Raw genomic sequence first — 17256 nt, forward strand, 5'->3', positions numbered from 1 at the left:
ATAAAAACTATAAGGGATCCAATTACCCAAAGGATGAAAGCATCATGAATCAAGAAACTACGGTTCTACCCTACGCTTTAGAGAGATTAGAAAAAGCACTAAGAACCTTAGAGATCACCATTATAAACCGCAATGCTGTTATTGATAAAACCAACGAATGGGAAGAGGAAATTCAACGCATGAATGCTGATCGTAGTCATCTTGCCCAAGCGCTTGATAAAGCCGAAGCCCAAGTTGAACGACTAGAGGCGGTCAATAAAGAAGTTTCTAAACGTTTAATTAAAGCGATGGAAACGATTCGTGTTGTCATTGATAGATAAAGGTTTGAACGTATGGAAACTGTTTCCGTCACCATTGATGGTAAAGTTTATCGCATGGCTTGCGATAAAGGACAAGAACAACATCTCATTGAGCTTGCAGCTCGATTAGATCAATATATCACCCATCTGAAGACCAATTTTGGTGAAATCGGTGACCACCGTTTATCGGTTATGGCTGGTATTATGATACTTGATGAAATGGAGGAAATAAAACGAGAAAATAGAAAACTACAAGAAGATTATGAAGCTCTTTTACGCCTCCATAATGAAAGAGATCGCGCCATGGGAAAAATTATGCGAGATACAACGGAGCGCATTGAAAAACTTACCAATCAATTGCTTAAAGATGACCAAAACACTCTTGGTGCTCAAGAACAAGAAAATTCATAAAAGCCCATCAGTTCTTAAAGTGACCAGAGACATGAGTGGAAAAGAATCGTGCAAATTGCAACAGCAATAAGCAGATAAAGCCATAGTATTGCTTCCAGCATAAAACACTAAAAGCACATCAAAGAGCTTATCCCATAGAGGATCTCCTCCAAGGAGCGCAGAGCATTGTGCACAAACATTTAAACAACTTTTTTCCATCATAAAAGACAGAAAACAGCACGCAAGAGATTTGTAGCACGGGGAGCACCAAGGGGAAAAGCTGCTATCACAAGACCCCGATCTCTCACGAACCATCGCATCATTTTCATAAGAGAAAAGATATTATGAGCAAGCATACTTCATCAGACTCTTCAGTTTTTCTTATTTCCAATTTTGGAAGGTTTTTAACAATTTTCATTGTTTCTCAATTCACAATAAAAACCCTTTGAAACCGTTCCAATGGAGAAGCAAGTTTGCCACTCATTTCAACAACAGAGCAATGGGCATCATGAACCATTCCACTCTTTTTATCGGTCTTTACCCATTCACATTCCATAACCCATTCAAGAACAAATCTCCTCCTTGGCAAAAGCCTTCTTGAAAAGCAAGGGCGGCCGCACGTTCAACCCTCTCTTCCAAATCTCGTGCATCTTGCGCAACTACACGAAGAGAAGCCCCCGAAATAAAGCCAAGCGCCGCGCTGTTGCCACAATGGGCGATAAGGCAATAATGGGGGGGGTATTTGGACGCTCATAAAAAAGCATCACGCTAACAAGTTCTCGTTAAACCGCCTTTGTCCCATCTTCACAGACAGAAGCAATCCGCAAGAGGTTTGTAGCACCCGGTGTGCCAAGGGGAACGCCTGCTGTCACAAGAAACCGATCCCCTCCTTGGCAAAAGCCCTCTTGAAAAGCAATGGCTGCCGCACGATCAACCATATCCTCCAAATCTCGTGCATCTTGCGCCACGACACAATGAAGCCCCCAAATTAAAGCCAAGCGCCGCGCTGTCTCCACGATGGGCGATAAAGCAATAATAGGGATATTGGGGCGTTCACGAGATGCCCGCACACCCGTTGTGCCGGATGCAGTATAAGCAACAATGGCTGTTAATTGGAGTGTTTCGGCAATCTGACGCGCCGCAAGAGAAATCGCATCCGTTCCTGTTGACTGAGGAACAGGATGCTGCGCACCCATCTGCGCCTCATAAGTAGGATCTTGTTCGATTTGTCGGGCAATTCTGTCCATCATAAGCACAGCTTCTTCAGGATAAAGACCAGAAGCTGATTCCGCTGATAACATTACAGCATCGCTTCCCGCATAAACGGCTGTAGCAACATCAGAGACCTCTGCCCGCGTTGGAACAGAAGAGGTAATCATTGATTCAAGCATTTGTGTTGCCACCACAACAGGTTTCCCCACTAAACGGCAAGCTTTTATGAGTTCCATCTGCAATGCAGGAACCCTTTCTAGGGGCATTTCCACACCGAGATCCCCCCGCGCAATCATAATCCCATCGGAAACATCAATAATTTTTTCTATGTGCTCCAAAGCTTGAGGTTTTTCGATTTTAGCCATCAAAGACACTTTGCCTTTTGTCAATCGGCGCACTTCTAGAATATCTTCTGGACGCTGGATAAAAGAAAGCGCCACCCAATCTACAGGCTGTTGCAAAACAGCTTGGAGATCAGCCATATCTTTTGGCGTTATGGAACCAAAAGGCAAAACCGTATCAGGAAAACTAACCCCTTTTCGATCAGAAATACGGGTTCCAGCAACCACACGGCACACAAGTGAATGACCATCACACACTTGTGCACACAGTTCCAGCTTTCCATCATCAATCAACAGCCGATCCCCTGGTTTAACAGCGGCAAAGACCTCCTTGTGTGGGAAAAAGACACGGTGCGCATCACCAAGAACATCACGACTCTCTAATGTAAAGCTTTGCCCCACGTGTAAATCCTCTTTCCCATTAGCAAAACAGCCAATACGCAATTTTGGTCCCTGTAAATCCACTAAAATACCAATGGGGCGCTGAACGATTTGTTCGACCTCTCGTATTCGCTTCACCACCTCTCCCATTGTTTCAGGATCAGTATGGCTCATATTCAGACGAAAAACATCCGCTCCTGCTCTAAAGAGCTTTTCAATCATGGTACGAGAAAAAGAAGAAGGCCCAAGAGTTGCAATAATTTTCACTTTACGTGCACGCTTCACGGTGGAGAATCTCCTGAAAGAGGGGGGGAATTTACAACCGAATCATTGAACAAAGCCTCTTCGGTCAACTGCACCATCCAACTGGTTTGATTGCCTGTATCAATTTCCTTAAATTCAGCCTTTTGATAGCCTCTAGGGAAACAATCATGAACCCCTTGAATGGTAAATTGGCTATCTTGCACACACATCGTTACAGAGCCAGACCAACTTCCTTTTTTCTGAGCTCCCTCCGCATAAAAATAATAAAAGCGTGAAGACAAAGGTCCCTCAATTAAAGTTTTACACTCTGTCACTGGGACCGTCCACCACCCTTCGCTCACCCATCCTTTAAGTGTCCGATAACCAAGAGCAACACCAACAGACTGCTGAGTCGTATTACAAACTCTAAAGTCAGCTTTTGCAAAAAAAACAAGGGAAAAGGAGAGCAGAATGCTCAAAAGAAAAACCCTCAATCCTCTCTGAAATATCCACTGCTGTTTTTGAGAAATCACAAAACCACTCATATGACGTAAGCTCTTCAAACAAAGCATACAGTCCTTTTCTGCTCTTTTTCAAGCACCTTTTAAGTGTGTACAGAGATATTTTTATTCTTTTGTACCTTTTATAGCCTTTTTATCCCTGTAAAGATCTTAAACTTTTACAAAATGTTTAAAGTCAACTTGTAAGAAAGTGTACAGCTTGAGTCACGTTTTGTTTTTCAAGCTTTTCCAAACAAATTTATCGTCGAAAAAACAACTTAAAACAAAGACTCCGGAGAAAAATGCAATGAATAATACAGTGACTGATCAAACCCACGCTATATCCGTAAACCAATTACGTGCTTTTATCGAACGAATTGAACGGCTAGAAGAAGAAAAAAAAACCATTTCTGATGATATTAAAGAGGTTTATGCTGAACTTAAAGGCTCTGGTTTTGATAGTAAAGCTGTTCGAAGCATTATAAGATTGCGTAAAAAAGAAGAGCATGAACGAATGGAAGAAGAAGCAGTCATCCAGCTTTATAAAAATGCGCTGGGCATGAGTTAACGTAATAGCGTTTCTTTACCCAGAAAAGTTTAAGTTCCAACCGTTCTTCTTCTTTTCGTTCACAAGAATTTTTCTTTTTCTTAACAGCACTGTCACGAGTTTCGTGAACGAGAAGCCCATGGACGAATGGAAAAAAAGAGCATCCGATTGTCTGGTGGATCAATAAATACCGTTGAGGACATGAAATATTTTCTCAAAATGAAGAGAGAATGAAAAATGCCAAAAATCGATAATGAACAGGAATTTCTACCAGAAATGTTAGCAATTTGCGCAACTTATGAAGAAAATATCGACAGTCCACCAGACAATCTAGCCATAAATCTTTAAGAAAGGATCGAGAATCGAGAGTATAGAAAACCGTATAATGTCCCTTACACCCAGAAGGATTCTTCTCTTTTGATCAGTCATTGAGAAAGGATATTTAAGAAAACAGATGGGTGTCAAGACATTGACCACCAGTATTGGTCCAAATTAAAAGGCGAAACACAGCACCAACATTTTGCACATTACAAGCTGGCATGCATTGGCAACCCTTGAACGCTCCCATTCGTATAACATTCTCGTAAACGAGCAAATCGGGCATAAAAGGAAGTCCTCTAAGCCGTAACAGAACGCCACCCAGTTGCACATTCACGGTTTTTTTAAAGAGATATTTCTTAAAGCCCTCAAGCCCATTTCACGACACCGCCCGTGGAGGGTATAGCGGTAAAGCCATTGAGCACCACCATCTTTATACTTATGAAGGTGAAAGCCAGCACCATCATACTCTTTACCAGCCCCCAATGTTGCGACAGCCCTTGCTATTCAGACGATTCATAAGAGGCATTTTTGTTCCTTTCTAAACGGTTTTCTACCCATACAATAACCCCGCTTATGGCGTGCAAGTAAGTGACTTTAATTGATACAAAATGAAATGATTTGAAATGAGATGAGATGAGATGAGATGAGATGAGATGAGATGAGATGAGATGAGATGAGATGAGATGAGATGAGATGAGATGAGATGAGATGAGAAAATCTTACAATATTTGGGGTTATGATACAAGTTGAAAAACGATGAATTATCGTTATAAATCAATATATTGCAGCCCAAGAAAAAGAGTGTTCCATAAAAGAACCTCTTCATTAACGCAAATGAGAAAAAAGAAGACCATGGTAATCAAAACAAAACGAACAATTTCCACATTAATCAATGGTGAAGATGCTAATGAACTGTCTTCCTATTATTTGCGTAATGCAGACTTTCTTCGTCCACTCGAACCACTAAAATCTGATGATTATAACACCCTAACAGCTTGGAAGACGCGAGCAAATACATTTGCTTGTGAGAGTGCACAAGGGCGAGCATACCGATATGCCGTACGATTGAAAAATGAAAGGGCAATCATCGGTGTCGTTAATTTTACAAATATTGTGCGTGGTGTTTTTCAAGCCTATCATCTTGGCTTTTCTCTAGATGAAAAGCACCAAGGCAAAGGCTTCATGTTCGAAGCTTTATCTGCTTTGATCCTTCATATCTTTGATGTTATTCACCTCCATAGAGTGATGGCAAACACTCTACCGGAAAACACCAGAAGTAGAATTTTGTTGGAACATCTTGGTTTTGAGAAAGAAAGCTATCGAAAGATTATCTGATGATTTCTGATCAATGGAGGAATCACATTCTCACCTCACGAATTAATGATGCGTATAAAGCCGCCAAGAAAGCAGAATAAAGCATATTAAGGTATTTTTACCGGATGTTGAAAGATGATACCATGCAACTTTTATAAAACTCAACAAGACTTGTCTTTTTCACTATCTTTGCACATTCAGTCTCTTTCTACGACCCTCGCATAAAAAACCAAACACCAGCCACTCTTTTTCTCTTTTGCGCACAAGCTTCTTCTCCACTCCACACCCCTCCCTCACAAAGAACAAAGCAAAAAACAAATTTACAGTGAAAGAGATCCCCCCACCTAAATCTATTACAATCTTCTTGAAAGAAATAACGCTATAGCGTTTATGACTTCACACATTCTATGTCTTCGCGCAATAGTTCCAATTCCAACCATTCTTCTTCTTTTTGCGCACAAGCCTTTTTCTTCTCTTCCAGTGTTGTTGACAAGCGTTCAAAGCGCTCTTTATCATTGCAATAGAGTGCTGGATCAGAGAGTTCTTGTTCAATTTTTTTGATTTCGTCCTGCAAAGCAGCGATTTGTTCAGGCAACTTTTCCAGCGCATAAACCTGCTTATAAGACAATTTACGTGGTTTTATTTTCTCCCGCTCCACAAGACAATGATTTGATGATGAGAGGGATGTTGCCTGCTCCTGCGAACGAAGATTTGCTAGCACTTTAGAGTGTGAGAATTCTTTCTCTTTGCGCCCTAGCAGTGCAGCTTGCTTATTTTGTGCGATCATATCACTATAACCGCCAGCATATAAGACCCACTGACCATCCCCTTGTGGCGCCAACATATGCGTTACAGTTCGATCTAAGAAATCTCTGTCATGACTAACCAGCAACACTGTTCCAGTAAAATCGGCAATAAACTCTTGCAACAAATCCAATGTTTCCATATCCAAATCATTGGTCGGTTCATCGAGAATTAAAAAGTTTGCGGGACGTGAAAGAAGACGAGCAAGAATGATGCGCGCTCTTTCTCCCCCTGAAAATTCTTTGAGTGGAGTGCGTGCTTGTTCGGGTAAAAACAAAAAGTCCTTCATATAAGAAACAACATGGCGTTCTTTCCCATTGATCACAAGCGTCTCGCCCCTCCCATCGGTTAGATAATGCGCTAACGTTTCTTCTTCATTTAAAGTCCGCTGTTGATCAAGTAGCGCCATGGAAAGATTATATCCATGCTTTACCATACCACTATCGACCGGCTCCTTACCGATCAAAGTAGAAAGCAATGTTGTCTTTCCAATACCATTTGGACCAATCAAACCGATACGATCCCCGCGCTGAATCCGCAAAGAGAAATCTTTTACAATAACACGATCGCCATAAGATTTTGTAATTCGCTTTGCTTCGAGCACCAATTGACCAGAATCATGGCTTTTAGAAGCTGTCAAAAGTGCATTTCCCGGTTGCCCTTTATAGGTTTGATGCTTCTGTCGCAGCTCTTTTAATTCCCCCAAACGGCGGACATTGCGTTTACGCCGTGCCGTCACCCCATAACGCAACCATTGTTCCTCACGTATAATTTGTCGTGCCAATTTATGGTGATCTCGCGCTTCTTCTTCAAGCGCCTTATCGCGCCAATTTTCAAACTGCGAAAAACGCATTTCCAGTCTTTTGGTCATACCGCGATCAAGCCACACGATTGACCGTGTCACATTTTCTAAAAATCGCCGATCATGGGAAATCACCACAATTGCTGAAGGCAGAGCATAGAGAGCGCCTTCAAGCCATTCAATCGTTGGAAGATCAAGATGGTTGGTTGGCTCATCTAAGAGAAGAATATCTGGTTTTGCCGCAAGAGCTCGTAATAAAGACACGCGCCGTTTTTCACCCCCAGAAAGCGTTGTCAACTTTTCTGTTCCTGAAAAACCAAGATTGGTGCGTAAGGTATTGACCCATTGTCTATCAGGTGCATTGTCCAGACCATCTTCCACAAAGGCATGAACATCTTCAAAACCTAAACAATCAGGATTTTGCGAAACATAACGCACAGTGACCCGCGGGTGGCGAAAAATCTCACCCCCACTAGGCTCTCTCACACCAGCGGCAATTTTTAACAGCGTTGATTTTCCACAACCATTACGACCTACCAACGCAATACGCGCCCCTTGCTCAACCGACAAGCAAGCTTGGTCAAGCAAGGGATTCATCCCAAAAGTTAGGAAAATGCGGTCAAGCCGCAACAGCGGCACCGACATTAATGAGCGTGACGATGATGACAAGGTGCCTTATACATCACCCCTCTTGCATCATGGTAAACGCACAATTTTGGCGTACGTTTTGTCTGTGATGTCCGTATTCTCTGAGCACAAGGTGCTTGGTAAATCTGACCTCTCTGATTGCGATATGTGCACATTGATGACTGCTGAACCACAACCTGTCTTTGTTGTTTTTGCTGATTTACAGCAGCCCCCGTTACTGTTCCGGCAAGAGCACCAAATGCTGCACCGGTTAACGCTGCTCCAGGTGTACTTCCAGCAATTGCTGTTCCTGCCAAGGCGCCAATTGCAGCACCTCCCACGCCATAACCGGCAACACGTTGATCAGTCGTCGTACATGCCACTGTACTGAGACCAAGAGCTGAAACAACAGCTATTTTCAAAATCGATTTCAACATATAAAAACTCTCCTTCTCAAAATCAATATATTAAATATATCATTCATGCCGGTCCTTCATCACGATGCCCCCCTCTGCCTTATTCAAATATACCGGAAGAGCTTTATGAAAGAGGTACAGACGCCAATAATATAGCTTTTCCAAAACCTAAATCGCAAGAAAAGGTTCCACAAATACGGTTAGAAAGTGTCAAAGATGACCCAAAAGACACAGTTTTACCATAAATTGGCCATTTTACACCTGTAAGTGTTAATCCATGCAAGTCTGTAAAACCGATGATACTAAATAAGCAACCATTAGGCAAATCACATGAAAAAGGTTTTGGTAAAAGGGGCCACCCTTCTTCAAGACCACTGGTTAATAAGACTGAAATGCCTTTTTCTGCCATCACCAATGCTTGCATCATATGAGAAAGGCCATGGTCTGTTCTTTCTCCTTGCAAAGCCCCGCATAGGATAATTTGCGTAGCACCCTTTTGTAACGCCCTCTCACAGGCGAGAGCACTATCGGTCATATCTTTATCAGCGGGAAAGACCTCACAAGGAACATGACGATATTTGTCTCGTAAATCCTGATCAGAGGAATCGAAATCCCCCATCCACAATTCAGGCATGACATTCAAAACTGCTGCATGACGCATTCCACCATCAGCAGCAATCACACGACTGTTGCGAATTTGATTGCACAAACGATCAGTGACACAAACATCTCCATTTAACAATATTGTAAATGTTGTCATCCCATACTCTGCCTTTCGTAAGGTCTCTTTTTAAAGCAATTTTATAAATTTTTTATAAAAATGCCGTTTTTTATCAACACTAACCATGCTATAGGCGAAAAAATCCTCACCCTAAAAGCTCCTTTATTCTAAAAACACATACAAGAGACAAATGAAATTTGCCAAAAGACACTCAGAAAACAAAGTGCATAATAATTATAATTGTCAAAAGCACCCTCTTTTCTGGCACTCAATTTTTCAACGAAATTTTTCTTTTCACAGAAAAATGTCTAGAATCCTCATCAGCTTAACACTTCTCCTTTCCGCTTGTCATACGAACATTTCCCAAAACAAGATGCCTTATTCTTCAGATTCTTCTGGGACTAAATATGCCAGCAACCATAATATCTATGTCACATTAAGCACGATACAACACCCACGTATTTTACAAATCTATGGCGGTGCCTATCATGATGCAAAACTTGAGCGCCTGCTGGCAGATATTGTGCAGAAACTCACAACCGTATCCCGCAATTCTCACCAACGCTATTTTGTCACCATTTTAAACTCCGAGAGCGTCAACGCATTTGCATTACCAAGCGGTTTTATTTACATCACGCGTGGCATGCTGTCATTGGCCAATGATTCTTCAGAAGTTGCAGCAATTTTAGCCCATGAGATAGCGCATATTACTGCCCATCACGGTATTTTACGCCTTAAAAAGCAAGCCGAATTGAAGATGGCAAACCACCTGTCATCCCCCCTTCTTTCCCATGCCGCAAGAAAATCTTACAATCCCCTTGAAAATAAGCAGCAACTTGCGCAATTTTCACGTGATCAGGAATTACAAGCTGATTCGCTTGCATTAGAAATGCTCAAACAAGCAGGATATGATCCATTTGCTTCTCCGCGTTTTCTTCAATCAATGGAAGCCTATAGTGATTTTCGTAAAATCTCAGGCACAAAAAATGCCTCATTAGACTTTTTAGCAAGCCATCCAACCACACCACAACGGATTCATCTTGCCATGGAAAAAGCACGCAGAATCAGTGCCAAGAACAAGGGAAGAACGGATCGTGATTTTTTTCTCAAAAGCATTGATGGTATGATTTTTGGAGGGAGCTTTCAGACAGGTTTTGTAAGAGGAAACCAATTTATTCACCCGCAACTGCGCATAACTTTTTCCGTTCCAGACAATTTCACAATAGAAAATTCAGCACACACTGTTTGGGCCAGCAGTCCAGATAAAATTGCCATTCGCTTTGATGCTTTACCAAATCCTCTTGCACTGTCTGCGAGTGATTATTTAAAAAGTGGATGGATTGCAGGACTTGATGAATCGTCTGTTGAGCCAATTATGATTCGAGATCTTTCTGGAGCTCATGCCCGCGCAACCAATAAGCAATGGCAATTTGATATAACTGTCATTCTCCTCAACCATCACGTTTTTCGTTTTCTGACAGCAGCGCCCCATGATTCTGAAAATTTTGCAGCGGTTGCTCAAAAGGCGGTAGAAAGTTTTCAGCCCCTTTCATCCTTACAGTTAAAAAAACTGAAACCTTTAAGAATCCGTATTGTGCGCGTTAAACAGGGCGAAAGCGTTGCAAGCCTTGCCAATCAGATGCTCTGTAGCACAGAGAAAGAAAAACTCTTTCGCATTCTCAATGGCCTCTCTCCAACCCAAATTTTACGGATAGGGTCAAAGGTCAAACTTGTCACGCAGTAGAAAGAGCCTTTTCCACCCTTTTGGGGACTTTTGATCCCCTCCTCTTCTCTTTCTAGCATCCGCATCCCTTGACCCTGTAAGACATTCCCCGCAACATTTTGAGTGCCCTTTAAAACCAGCCTCATCATGTTCTCCTTTTCCCGTAATGTCTCACTGCTCATCAAAACTCTCTCGAAAAAACCGTCAAATTTTTACACTTCATAAGCATCTGCTGAATTCGCTGTAAGCAAAGCAGAGCGTAATTTTTGCAAAGCCCGCGCCTCAATCTGGCGCACCCGCTCTTTCGAGATTCCCAACTTTTCGCCCAAAACTTCCAATGTCGCCCCCTCTTCATTAAGGCGACGAAAACGAATAATCTCAAGCTCCCTTTCATTGAGAATTTGCAATGCATCGTAGAGCCATTGTGTCCGCCGTTGGCCATCAATCACCTGTTCAATGAGAGCATCGGGAAGCGGACTATCATCGACAAGAGCATCCATTTTAGCAACAGGATTATCACTGTTTTCAGAAACAGAAACACTCAAGGAATTATCAGAACTAGAAAAACGAAAATCCATTGTTTCAACATCGCGCACTGAAACACCGAGTTTTTCAGCGATTGTGCGAAAGATATCTTGTTTTGAAAGAGCACTATCATCCTGCACCAATTTCGCACGCAAACGTCGAAGATTAAAGAAAAGCGCCTTTTGCGAAGAACTGGTTCCCCCTCGAACAATAGACCAATTTCGCAAGATATAATCTTGAATAGAAGCGCGTATCCACCATGTTGCATAAGTTGAAAAACGCACTTCCCGATCAGGCTCGAAACGAGCGGCAGCTTCCAAAAGCCCAACATATCCCTCTTGCACCAGATCCCCTAACGGCATTTTGAAATGTTTAAACCGGTTAGCAATTGCAATCACCAAACGCATATGAGCCGCTGCAATTTGATGCATAGCTTCATCATCGTGTTTATCTTTCCATCGCAGAGCCAAATCATGCTCTTTTTGTCGTTCAAGATAAGGCGCTTGCATAGCAGAACGCATCATATTACGTCCCAAGCTTTTGTCTGCATCGCTATAATTTTTGCTGCTTTTATACACAGCATTTGAAAGATGACCCATAATAACCCCTTGCGATTAAAATTATCAAAATTGATTTGGCAACGACACCATCGTTCTTTCGCAAAAAAGAACTCAAAAGTTGTTTTTTGTATGGCTGCTACTTTAGCGTGTATTTTTATAATCGCAATTGTTTTTTTCTTGTCATGGTAAAACTTCCCATAAAAAGCCAGCAATTTACCAACAAAATGGCGATAGGATACATCCTTATTTACCGACAAAAATTGTGTAAAAAATCTTATTTTCCCCTCATCATGACCAGAACAGAAAAAAGAAAATGGTTGCGTAGGATCAATCCTCTTTTGTTTAAACTTTGACTTATTTCTTTTTCATGAAAAATTTATTTTATTTTTCTAACTTCACAACACAACCAATAAGTGTAATAAATATATGATAAACCTGCAGAATGAATAAAAAAGAACCACTTAAAATTAAAGCATCAAAAAATGACAAGAATGATTGAAGCAAACGCGACAAACATGTTAAAGGATCAGGACAATGATGAGATTGTCGAGAATAAGCTTTTTACCAGTGGAATACTAAGAAAGAAAATGGTTATGGAGAGCAAGATTATTCAACGAAATGATATTTTCCTTGAAAAACATGGCAATGGTACGTTTGAAGGGTTACGTTTTTATGCCAACAAAAAGGAGTGCGATTCAACCACTGAAGCGCAAAACGCTCTCAATAATGACGATTTGATTCTTGCCTTTTCCAAACGAGCAGCACGCCTTTGTGCTGGTTCTAATGGAGATTTTAGCCTTAATTCTGATGGAATTGTACGCTGGATAGGCCAACCTGTAGGGCAACTTGTTACAACGGAAGATTTTTTTAAACCCAAACTGATTGTTTTGGCAGATACGCAATTAACAGGAGAAGCGCGGGATAACGTGACAAAACGATTGGAGCGTTTTGTTACTTTTCATTTTGAAACGGCTTTAAAACCCCTGTTTGATTTACGCAATGCTGAGAGCTTGACGGATTCAACACGCGACCTTGCTTCACAACTTGTCAATGCCTTAGGAAGATTACCACGACGAGAAGTTGCTACCATTGTCAAAAGCCTTGATCAAGAATCGCGTACTGTGTTGCGGCAACTCGGTGTGCGTTTTGGCGCTTTTCATATTTACGTTGCAGCAATGATTAAGCCCGCTCCAGTCCAAGCCCTTACGCTATTATGGATTCTTCAAAATGAGGGACAAAACCAAACAGGCATGGATGAAATTTGTGCCGCACTCTCAGCTGGACGCACTTCTTTGATTGTTGACCCCACCTATAACCGCAAATTTTATCAATTAGCTGGTTATCGAATCCTAGGACAACGAGCAGTACGCATTGATATTTTAGAACGACTTGCCAACCTCATCCGCCCTGCTCTCCATTGGAGACAAGGAACTGAACCTAAACCTGATGGAGCCTATGATGGCAAAAGTTTTTTTGTCACATCAACCATGATGTCTATTCTTGGAGCCAATGGAACCGATATGGAAGAAATTCTTAAAGGACTTGGCTATCAATCTCATCCCATGAGCAAGACTGATCTTGAACAACATTGCCTTGCAGATCAAGCTTCTTCTCATGCATATCCCACAACACCAGCTGTTCCAGCGGCAGAATGTGTTGGTGATCAATGGCAAATTATGAAAACCTTAGCAACAAGAGAGGAAGCAAAAAGCACTTTGTCTTGTTGTCTTGAAACACACACCAATGCGATAAATTTCTTACCGGCTGCTGAACCTGTTGGTGATTTTGCCAAGCAAAAACCAAGTACAGCAGAAGAGAAAGTGGTTTTACTCTGGCGTTATCAACCTAAATCTCACCATCATACACATAAAAATCGTGAAAAATCCGGAAACAGGTGGTCAAATAAACCGAAAAAATCTTTTAAAACAAGGGCAAGCACAGATGAAAAAAGCTCTCAAGAAGCCATCTCACCCAAGAGACATTCTCACAAATCTAATATCCCTCACACTAAACATATGAAGCGTAAACCCTTTCAAAAAGAAAAACGCTCTCATTCTGATTCACCTTTTGCAAAATTAGCAGCGCTACGCGATCAACTCACAAATAACAAAAACACCCAGACACTTTCTTCCAAAGATCATTAAAATAAATTGGAGCTCGATCGTGGCTTATGTAGTAACCGACAACTGTATTCATTGTAAATATACGGATTGCGTTGAAGTGTGCCCTGTAGATTGTTTTTATGAAGGTGAGAATATGCTTGTTATTCACCCTGATGAATGTATCGATTGTGGTGTCTGCGAGCCAGAATGTCCAGCGGAAGCCATTAAACCTGATACGGAACCGGGGTTAGAAAAGTGGTTAGAGCTTAATCTTCATTATGCGAACAAATGGCCTAATTTAACCACCAGGAAAGATCCTCTTCCACAAGCAAAAGAAATGGATGGCGTTCCAAATAAATTAGAAAAGTATTTTTCAGAAAAACCAGGAAATGGTGAAGAATAACAATACTCTTTCATTCCCCTTTAAAGAGTCGAAACTATTCTTTTACAAAAATAAAAATTCTCAAGTGAAATGATTGATTCTTTTGAATTTTGATGTTAATGTTATTTTAACATGTTCATCTTTCTGAGTATTTTTATTGCTTTATTTGTTGTAAAGCAATGTACTTTTGTTGAATTTAAAAGTACGCGGCTTTTATGTTCACTTAATTATTGTAATATACTTGGTTAAGAACTTCAGCATTCAGGTTTATAGCCTGTTTTCCGATACATTTGTTGGTTATAAAGGGAGTAAATTAAAATATGGCATCCCAACACGGAACACCCTCTAATGCTAAAGGATTTGCAACCTCTGAATATATCGTTTACCCTACCCATGGCGTAGGGCAAATTATAGCGATTGAAGATCAAGAAGTTGCAGGACATAAATTAAAACTTTTTGTTATTCATTTTGCGAAAGATAAAATGGATGTCAAAGTTCCCATTGCAAAAGCTCTTTCCGTTGGAATGCGCAAATTATCAGCGGGTGATTCTGTTGAACGCGCCTTAAAAGTTCTCTATGGAAAAGCACGGGTTAAGCGGACCATGTGGTCGCGCCGTGCTCAAGAGTATGATGCTAAAATCAATTCGGGAGATCTTATTTGTATTGCTGAAGTGGTGCGTGATCTTTTTCGTTCAAACCTACAACCCGAGCAATCTTATTCTGAACGTCAACTCTATACTGTTGCCCTTGAAAGAATGGCCCGTGAAATTGCTGTTATTAACAATCTTTCTGAAACAGAAGCTATCAATCTTATAGAGATGCATCTCTCGAGCAAGCCAAAGCGCGGATTTAAAACTGAGGAAGATAAAGTAAACGCAAATGATGAGGCTGTTTACGCTGCATAATTAATCTTGAAAATAAAGTAAAAAAAGTAAAATTAGCATTCTGCTGATTTTATTTTTGTCCTAAAAAAAATTCAGTGCGACAAGAACATTTTCGACTTGGCCAAGCGCTACCCTCTAATAGAGATTGGCGCAATTGGTGTATTATCTCTTTCTATCCACCATTTCTTAACAAGATTGCACTTCTCATCTTGCTTTTGTCACTCTAAAAGCACTTTCGTGATTGAGAAAACGAGTTTCCTCACCAATCTTATTTTCTCAAGAGCGATAGAGAATTCTTTCACCGCTCTCCTAAAACACACACCCTATTGCATGAGAATCTTCCGGTCATCTTTCAGATGGCAAAGAACCTCAGCTTTATTAACACCATAAGGGGGAAAGAACTCCTACGGTCCTCAAGACAAGGAATTTCAACAAAGTTCATGGAATTTAACAAAGTGCATACGGAATGATTACCATGACCCCTTAAGAAAAAAGAGCTACAAGAACATCCACCGTACAACAGGAAGCTTTGCTTTTCACTTATCCCCATTGAAGAAGATAACTGAGAAGCAACCACCCGTGCACAGAAACCACCTGTGCATCAAATAAACCCTATCCCTTAAGAGAGAGGAGGATTTCAATCTTTCGCAGGCAAAACTGAACGTCCGCGATACATCCCGGTCTTCAAATCAATATGATGAGGGCGACGCAATTCACCAGAATTTTTATCCTCGATATAAGTTTGCGCCTTCAAGGCATCAGCCGAACGGCGCATACCCCGCTTCGAGGGAGAGGTTTTTCGTTTAGGTACAGCCATAAAGAGACACTCCAAATCCACTAAAAAGAAGAGGCAATGTCAAAATAACAGAGCCTGTATCAAAAATCATAAATTCGATATTTTCTGCCCTTATACACTGATCAGAAAGAAGAGGCAACGTCAAAAATAGCAATACTCTTACCAGAAACGACATTTTCACCCTTCACGAAAACCTTTTAATAAGATTTTTATTTCATTTTTCATTTGGCTTTAATACAATTCCGGCCTACAGTCTGTCTAAAAGATCAACAGAGAAATTGATTTCTTAGAAAAAAATCTTATGCAAATTACCTCAAATAAGAAAAAACGATAGCCTTTCTCTTTTTATCTTATTTTGCAAAAAAATAAAGGAAGCAAGAATGCACGAATTTACCACCCTTCTTGCGAAACATGGTCATGACCTTGAAAAACGGCTTAGCATACTGTTAAATGATCACGTTCAAAATGGTGAAATTGCCCGTCCTGAAATTCTTCTCAAAGCGATGCGTTATGGTGTCTTGAATGGTGGAAAGCGCCTGCGTCCTTTTCTTGTTATGCAAAGTGCAGCACTTTTTGATATCCCTCCCGAACACGCACTTGATGTTGCCTGCGCCTTAGAATGTGTGCACTGTTACTCACTCATTCATGATGATCTTCCCGCCATGGATAACGACACACTCCGACGCGGACAACCGACTGTTCACAGAGCATTCGATGAAGCAACAGCGATTCTTGCAGGCAACGCCCTTTTAACCCTTGCTTTTGAAATCATTGCCGATAAAATTTCCGCCCTTCCTTTTGAAACGAGAATAAAGCTGATCACAGCTCTTGCACAAGCATCAGGGCTAGGCGGCATGATAGGGGGTCAAATGCTTGACATTGAAGCGGAAAAAAAAACTCAAGAGAGCACCAACATCACAACTCTCCAACACATGAAAACAGCTACCCTTATAAGCTTTGCGTGCCAAGCAGGAGCAATCATCGGCAACGCTTCAAAAGAATTAACAGAAAAACTTGCTGCTTTTGGAACATATCTTGGTTTAGCCTTTCAACTGACGGATGATCTTCTCGATGTAACAACGAGCAGCGAGGTTTTAGGCAAAACTGCCGGCAAAGATGAAACAGCGCATAAAGCCACTTTTGTTCGTCTTTATGGCATTGAAGAAACACAAAGAAAGCGAGACGCGCTCATTACGAAAGCAGAAGCACTTCTCCGCCCTTTTGGCATCAAAGCAAAACCACTCGAACAAGCAGCCCGCTTTAGTGCAACACGAAAAAATTAAAATTCACAAACCACAATACAGACAGAAGAGGATATAAAATAAAAGCGTTTTTTTCTCAACAGGGATGATCCATATATCATCTT

At 41.2% G+C, this 17256-nt stretch carries 17 protein-coding genes and 2 pseudogenes; 9 read left to right on the plus strand and 10 right to left on the minus strand.

Annotation, left to right across the window (positions count from 1 at the left end):
• Positions 1-44: 44 nt before the first annotated feature.
• On the plus strand, positions 45-320 hold the full coding sequence (locus tag AC0QT4_RS00335; protein ID WP_473199741.1) for a DUF4164 domain-containing protein: 276 nt from the start codon (positions 45-47) through the stop codon (positions 318-320).
• A 12-nt stretch (positions 321-332) separates the two neighbouring features.
• On the plus strand, positions 333-710 hold the full coding sequence (locus tag AC0QT4_RS00340; protein WP_473199742.1) for a cell division protein ZapA: 378 nt from the start codon (positions 333-335) through the stop codon (positions 708-710).
• A 403-nt stretch (positions 711-1113) separates the two neighbouring features.
• Here the strand turns inward: AC0QT4_RS00340 and AC0QT4_RS00345 are convergent, their stop codons facing one another.
• From AC0QT4_RS00345 to AC0QT4_RS00355, 3 genes are all read right to left on the minus strand, one after another.
• Positions 1114-1245, minus strand: a complete 132-nt coding sequence (locus tag AC0QT4_RS00345) for a hypothetical protein (protein ID WP_473200035.1) — start codon at positions 1243-1245, stop codon at positions 1114-1116.
• A gap of 226 nt (positions 1246-1471) precedes the next feature.
• Entirely contained in the window at positions 1472-2908 is a 1437-nt protein-coding gene (gene pyk, locus AC0QT4_RS00350) for a pyruvate kinase (RefSeq protein ID WP_473199743.1), read from the minus strand.
• Positions 2905-3438 carry a DUF1036 domain-containing protein gene (locus tag AC0QT4_RS00355; RefSeq protein WP_473199744.1) on the minus strand — a complete coding sequence of 178 codons (534 nt, stop codon included), beginning with the start codon at positions 3436-3438 and terminating at the stop codon, positions 2905-2907. Before AC0QT4_RS00355 ends, pyk begins: the two co-directional genes overlap by 4 nt.
• A 235-nt stretch (positions 3439-3673) precedes the next feature.
• Between AC0QT4_RS00355 and AC0QT4_RS00360 the strand changes: the two genes are divergently transcribed.
• Positions 3674-3934, plus strand: coding sequence for a DUF2312 domain-containing protein (locus AC0QT4_RS00360; RefSeq protein WP_241437681.1), 261 nt, complete (start codon positions 3674-3676; stop codon positions 3932-3934).
• Positions 3935-4355: 421 nt separating this feature from the next.
• Here the strand turns inward: AC0QT4_RS00360 and AC0QT4_RS00365 are convergent, their stop codons facing one another.
• Both AC0QT4_RS00365 and AC0QT4_RS00370 read right to left on the minus strand, forming a co-directional pair.
• Positions 4356-4517 carry a hypothetical protein gene (locus AC0QT4_RS00365; RefSeq protein ID WP_473199745.1) on the minus strand — a complete coding sequence of 54 codons (162 nt, stop codon included), beginning with the start codon at positions 4515-4517 and terminating at the stop codon, positions 4356-4358.
• 22 nt (positions 4518-4539) lie between these two features.
• A pseudogene (locus AC0QT4_RS00370) lies at positions 4540-4760 on the minus strand (Arm DNA-binding domain-containing protein); the annotation flags it as partial.
• A 326-nt stretch (positions 4761-5086) separates the two neighbouring features.
• Between AC0QT4_RS00370 and AC0QT4_RS00375 the strand changes: the two are divergent.
• Positions 5087-5649 (plus strand): annotated as a pseudogene (locus AC0QT4_RS00375) (GNAT family N-acetyltransferase).
• Positions 5650-5936: 287 nt separating this feature from the next.
• Here AC0QT4_RS00375 and AC0QT4_RS00380 read toward each other — a convergent pair.
• The 3 genes from AC0QT4_RS00380 to AC0QT4_RS00390 form a co-directional block, all read right to left on the minus strand.
• A complete protein-coding gene (locus tag AC0QT4_RS00380) occupies positions 5937-7799 on the minus strand; it encodes an ABC-F family ATP-binding cassette domain-containing protein (protein ID WP_473199746.1) in 1863 nt (620 codons plus the stop codon).
• Positions 7799-8218 carry a hypothetical protein gene (locus tag AC0QT4_RS00385; RefSeq protein WP_473199747.1) on the minus strand — a complete coding sequence of 140 codons (420 nt, stop codon included), beginning with the start codon at positions 8216-8218 and terminating at the stop codon, positions 7799-7801. Before AC0QT4_RS00385 ends, AC0QT4_RS00380 begins: the two co-directional genes overlap by 1 nt.
• 103 nt (positions 8219-8321) lie before the next feature.
• Positions 8322-8957, minus strand: a complete 636-nt coding sequence (locus AC0QT4_RS00390) for a thiamine diphosphokinase (RefSeq protein ID WP_473199748.1) — start codon at positions 8955-8957, stop codon at positions 8322-8324.
• A 151-nt stretch (positions 8958-9108) separates the two neighbouring features.
• Between AC0QT4_RS00390 and AC0QT4_RS00395 the strand changes: the two genes are divergently transcribed.
• Positions 9109-10662, plus strand: coding sequence for a M48 family metalloprotease (locus AC0QT4_RS00395; protein ID WP_473199749.1), 1554 nt, complete (start codon positions 9109-9111; stop codon positions 10660-10662).
• A 191-nt stretch (positions 10663-10853) separates the two neighbouring features.
• Here the strand turns inward: AC0QT4_RS00395 and AC0QT4_RS00400 are convergent, their stop codons facing one another.
• The gene (locus tag AC0QT4_RS00400; protein WP_473199750.1) at positions 10854-11765 is read right to left on the minus strand and encodes an RNA polymerase factor sigma-32; all 912 of its coding nucleotides are present in this window, start codon (positions 11763-11765) and stop codon (positions 10854-10856) included.
• 554 nt (positions 11766-12319) lie between these two features.
• Here AC0QT4_RS00400 and AC0QT4_RS00405 point away from each other — a divergent pair.
• The 3 genes from AC0QT4_RS00405 to AC0QT4_RS00415 all read left to right on the plus strand — a co-directional run bounded on the left by AC0QT4_RS00405 (position 12320) and on the right by AC0QT4_RS00415 (position 15115).
• Positions 12320-13870 carry a hypothetical protein gene (locus AC0QT4_RS00405; RefSeq protein ID WP_473200009.1) on the plus strand — a complete coding sequence of 517 codons (1551 nt, stop codon included), beginning with the start codon at positions 12320-12322 and terminating at the stop codon, positions 13868-13870.
• A 19-nt stretch (positions 13871-13889) separates the two neighbouring features.
• Complete coding sequence (fdxA, locus tag AC0QT4_RS00410; RefSeq protein WP_473199751.1) at positions 13890-14231, plus strand: ferredoxin FdxA; 342 nt, start codon at positions 13890-13892, stop codon at positions 14229-14231.
• Positions 14232-14530: 299 nt separating this feature from the next.
• Entirely contained in the window at positions 14531-15115 is a 585-nt protein-coding gene (locus tag AC0QT4_RS00415) for a CarD family transcriptional regulator (protein ID WP_473199752.1), read from the plus strand.
• 616 nt (positions 15116-15731) lie between these two features.
• On the opposite strand, the gene rpmF is transcribed toward AC0QT4_RS00415, so the two are convergent.
• Positions 15732-15911, minus strand: coding sequence for a 50S ribosomal protein L32 (rpmF, locus tag AC0QT4_RS00420; RefSeq protein ID WP_473199753.1), 180 nt, complete (start codon positions 15909-15911; stop codon positions 15732-15734).
• 359 nt (positions 15912-16270) lie between these two features.
• Between rpmF and AC0QT4_RS00425 the strand changes: the two genes are divergently transcribed.
• On the plus strand, positions 16271-17173 hold the full coding sequence (locus tag AC0QT4_RS00425; RefSeq protein ID WP_473199754.1) for a polyprenyl synthetase family protein: 903 nt from the start codon (positions 16271-16273) through the stop codon (positions 17171-17173).
• The last annotated feature ends 83 nt before the right edge of the window (positions 17174-17256 follow it).

The organism is Bartonella sp. EBT8 (genome assembly GCF_055796165.1).

Bases quoted from the DNA above. Each gene is read 5' to 3' on its own strand.
- AC0QT4_RS00365 (WP_473199745.1), bottom strand. From the start codon at position 4,517: ATGCCCGATTTGCTCGTTTACGAGAATGTTATACGAATGGGAGCGTTC.
- AC0QT4_RS00400 (WP_473199750.1), bottom strand. From the start codon at position 11,765: ATGGGTCATCTTTCAAATGCTGTGTATAAAAGCAGCAAAAATTATAGC.
- AC0QT4_RS00385 (WP_473199747.1), bottom strand. From the start codon at position 8,218: ATGTTGAAATCGATTTTGAAAATAGCTGTTGTTTCAGCTCTTGGTCTC.
- AC0QT4_RS00345 (WP_473200035.1), bottom strand. From the start codon at position 1,245: ATGGAATGTGAATGGGTAAAGACCGATAAAAAGAGTGGAATGGTTCAT.
- AC0QT4_RS00335 (WP_473199741.1), top strand. From the start codon at position 45: ATGAATCAAGAAACTACGGTTCTACCCTACGCTTTAGAGAGATTAGAA.
- AC0QT4_RS00355 (WP_473199744.1), bottom strand. From the start codon at position 3,438: ATGCTTTGTTTGAAGAGCTTACGTCATATGAGTGGTTTTGTGATTTCT.
- AC0QT4_RS00390 (WP_473199748.1), bottom strand. From the start codon at position 8,957: ATGACAACATTTACAATATTGTTAAATGGAGATGTTTGTGTCACTGAT.
- AC0QT4_RS00360 (WP_241437681.1), top strand. From the start codon at position 3,674: ATGAATAATACAGTGACTGATCAAACCCACGCTATATCCGTAAACCAA.
- AC0QT4_RS00395 (WP_473199749.1), top strand. From the start codon at position 9,109: ATGAAATTTGCCAAAAGACACTCAGAAAACAAAGTGCATAATAATTAT.
- AC0QT4_RS00405 (WP_473200009.1), top strand. From the start codon at position 12,320: ATGGAGAGCAAGATTATTCAACGAAATGATATTTTCCTTGAAAAACAT.
- AC0QT4_RS00415 (WP_473199752.1), top strand. From the start codon at position 14,531: ATGGCATCCCAACACGGAACACCCTCTAATGCTAAAGGATTTGCAACC.
- rpmF (WP_473199753.1), bottom strand. From the start codon at position 15,911: ATGGCTGTACCTAAACGAAAAACCTCTCCCTCGAAGCGGGGTATGCGC.
- AC0QT4_RS00340 (WP_473199742.1), top strand. From the start codon at position 333: ATGGAAACTGTTTCCGTCACCATTGATGGTAAAGTTTATCGCATGGCT.
- AC0QT4_RS00380 (WP_473199746.1), bottom strand. From the start codon at position 7,799: ATGTCGGTGCCGCTGTTGCGGCTTGACCGCATTTTCCTAACTTTTGGG.
- AC0QT4_RS00425 (WP_473199754.1), top strand. From the start codon at position 16,271: ATGCACGAATTTACCACCCTTCTTGCGAAACATGGTCATGACCTTGAA.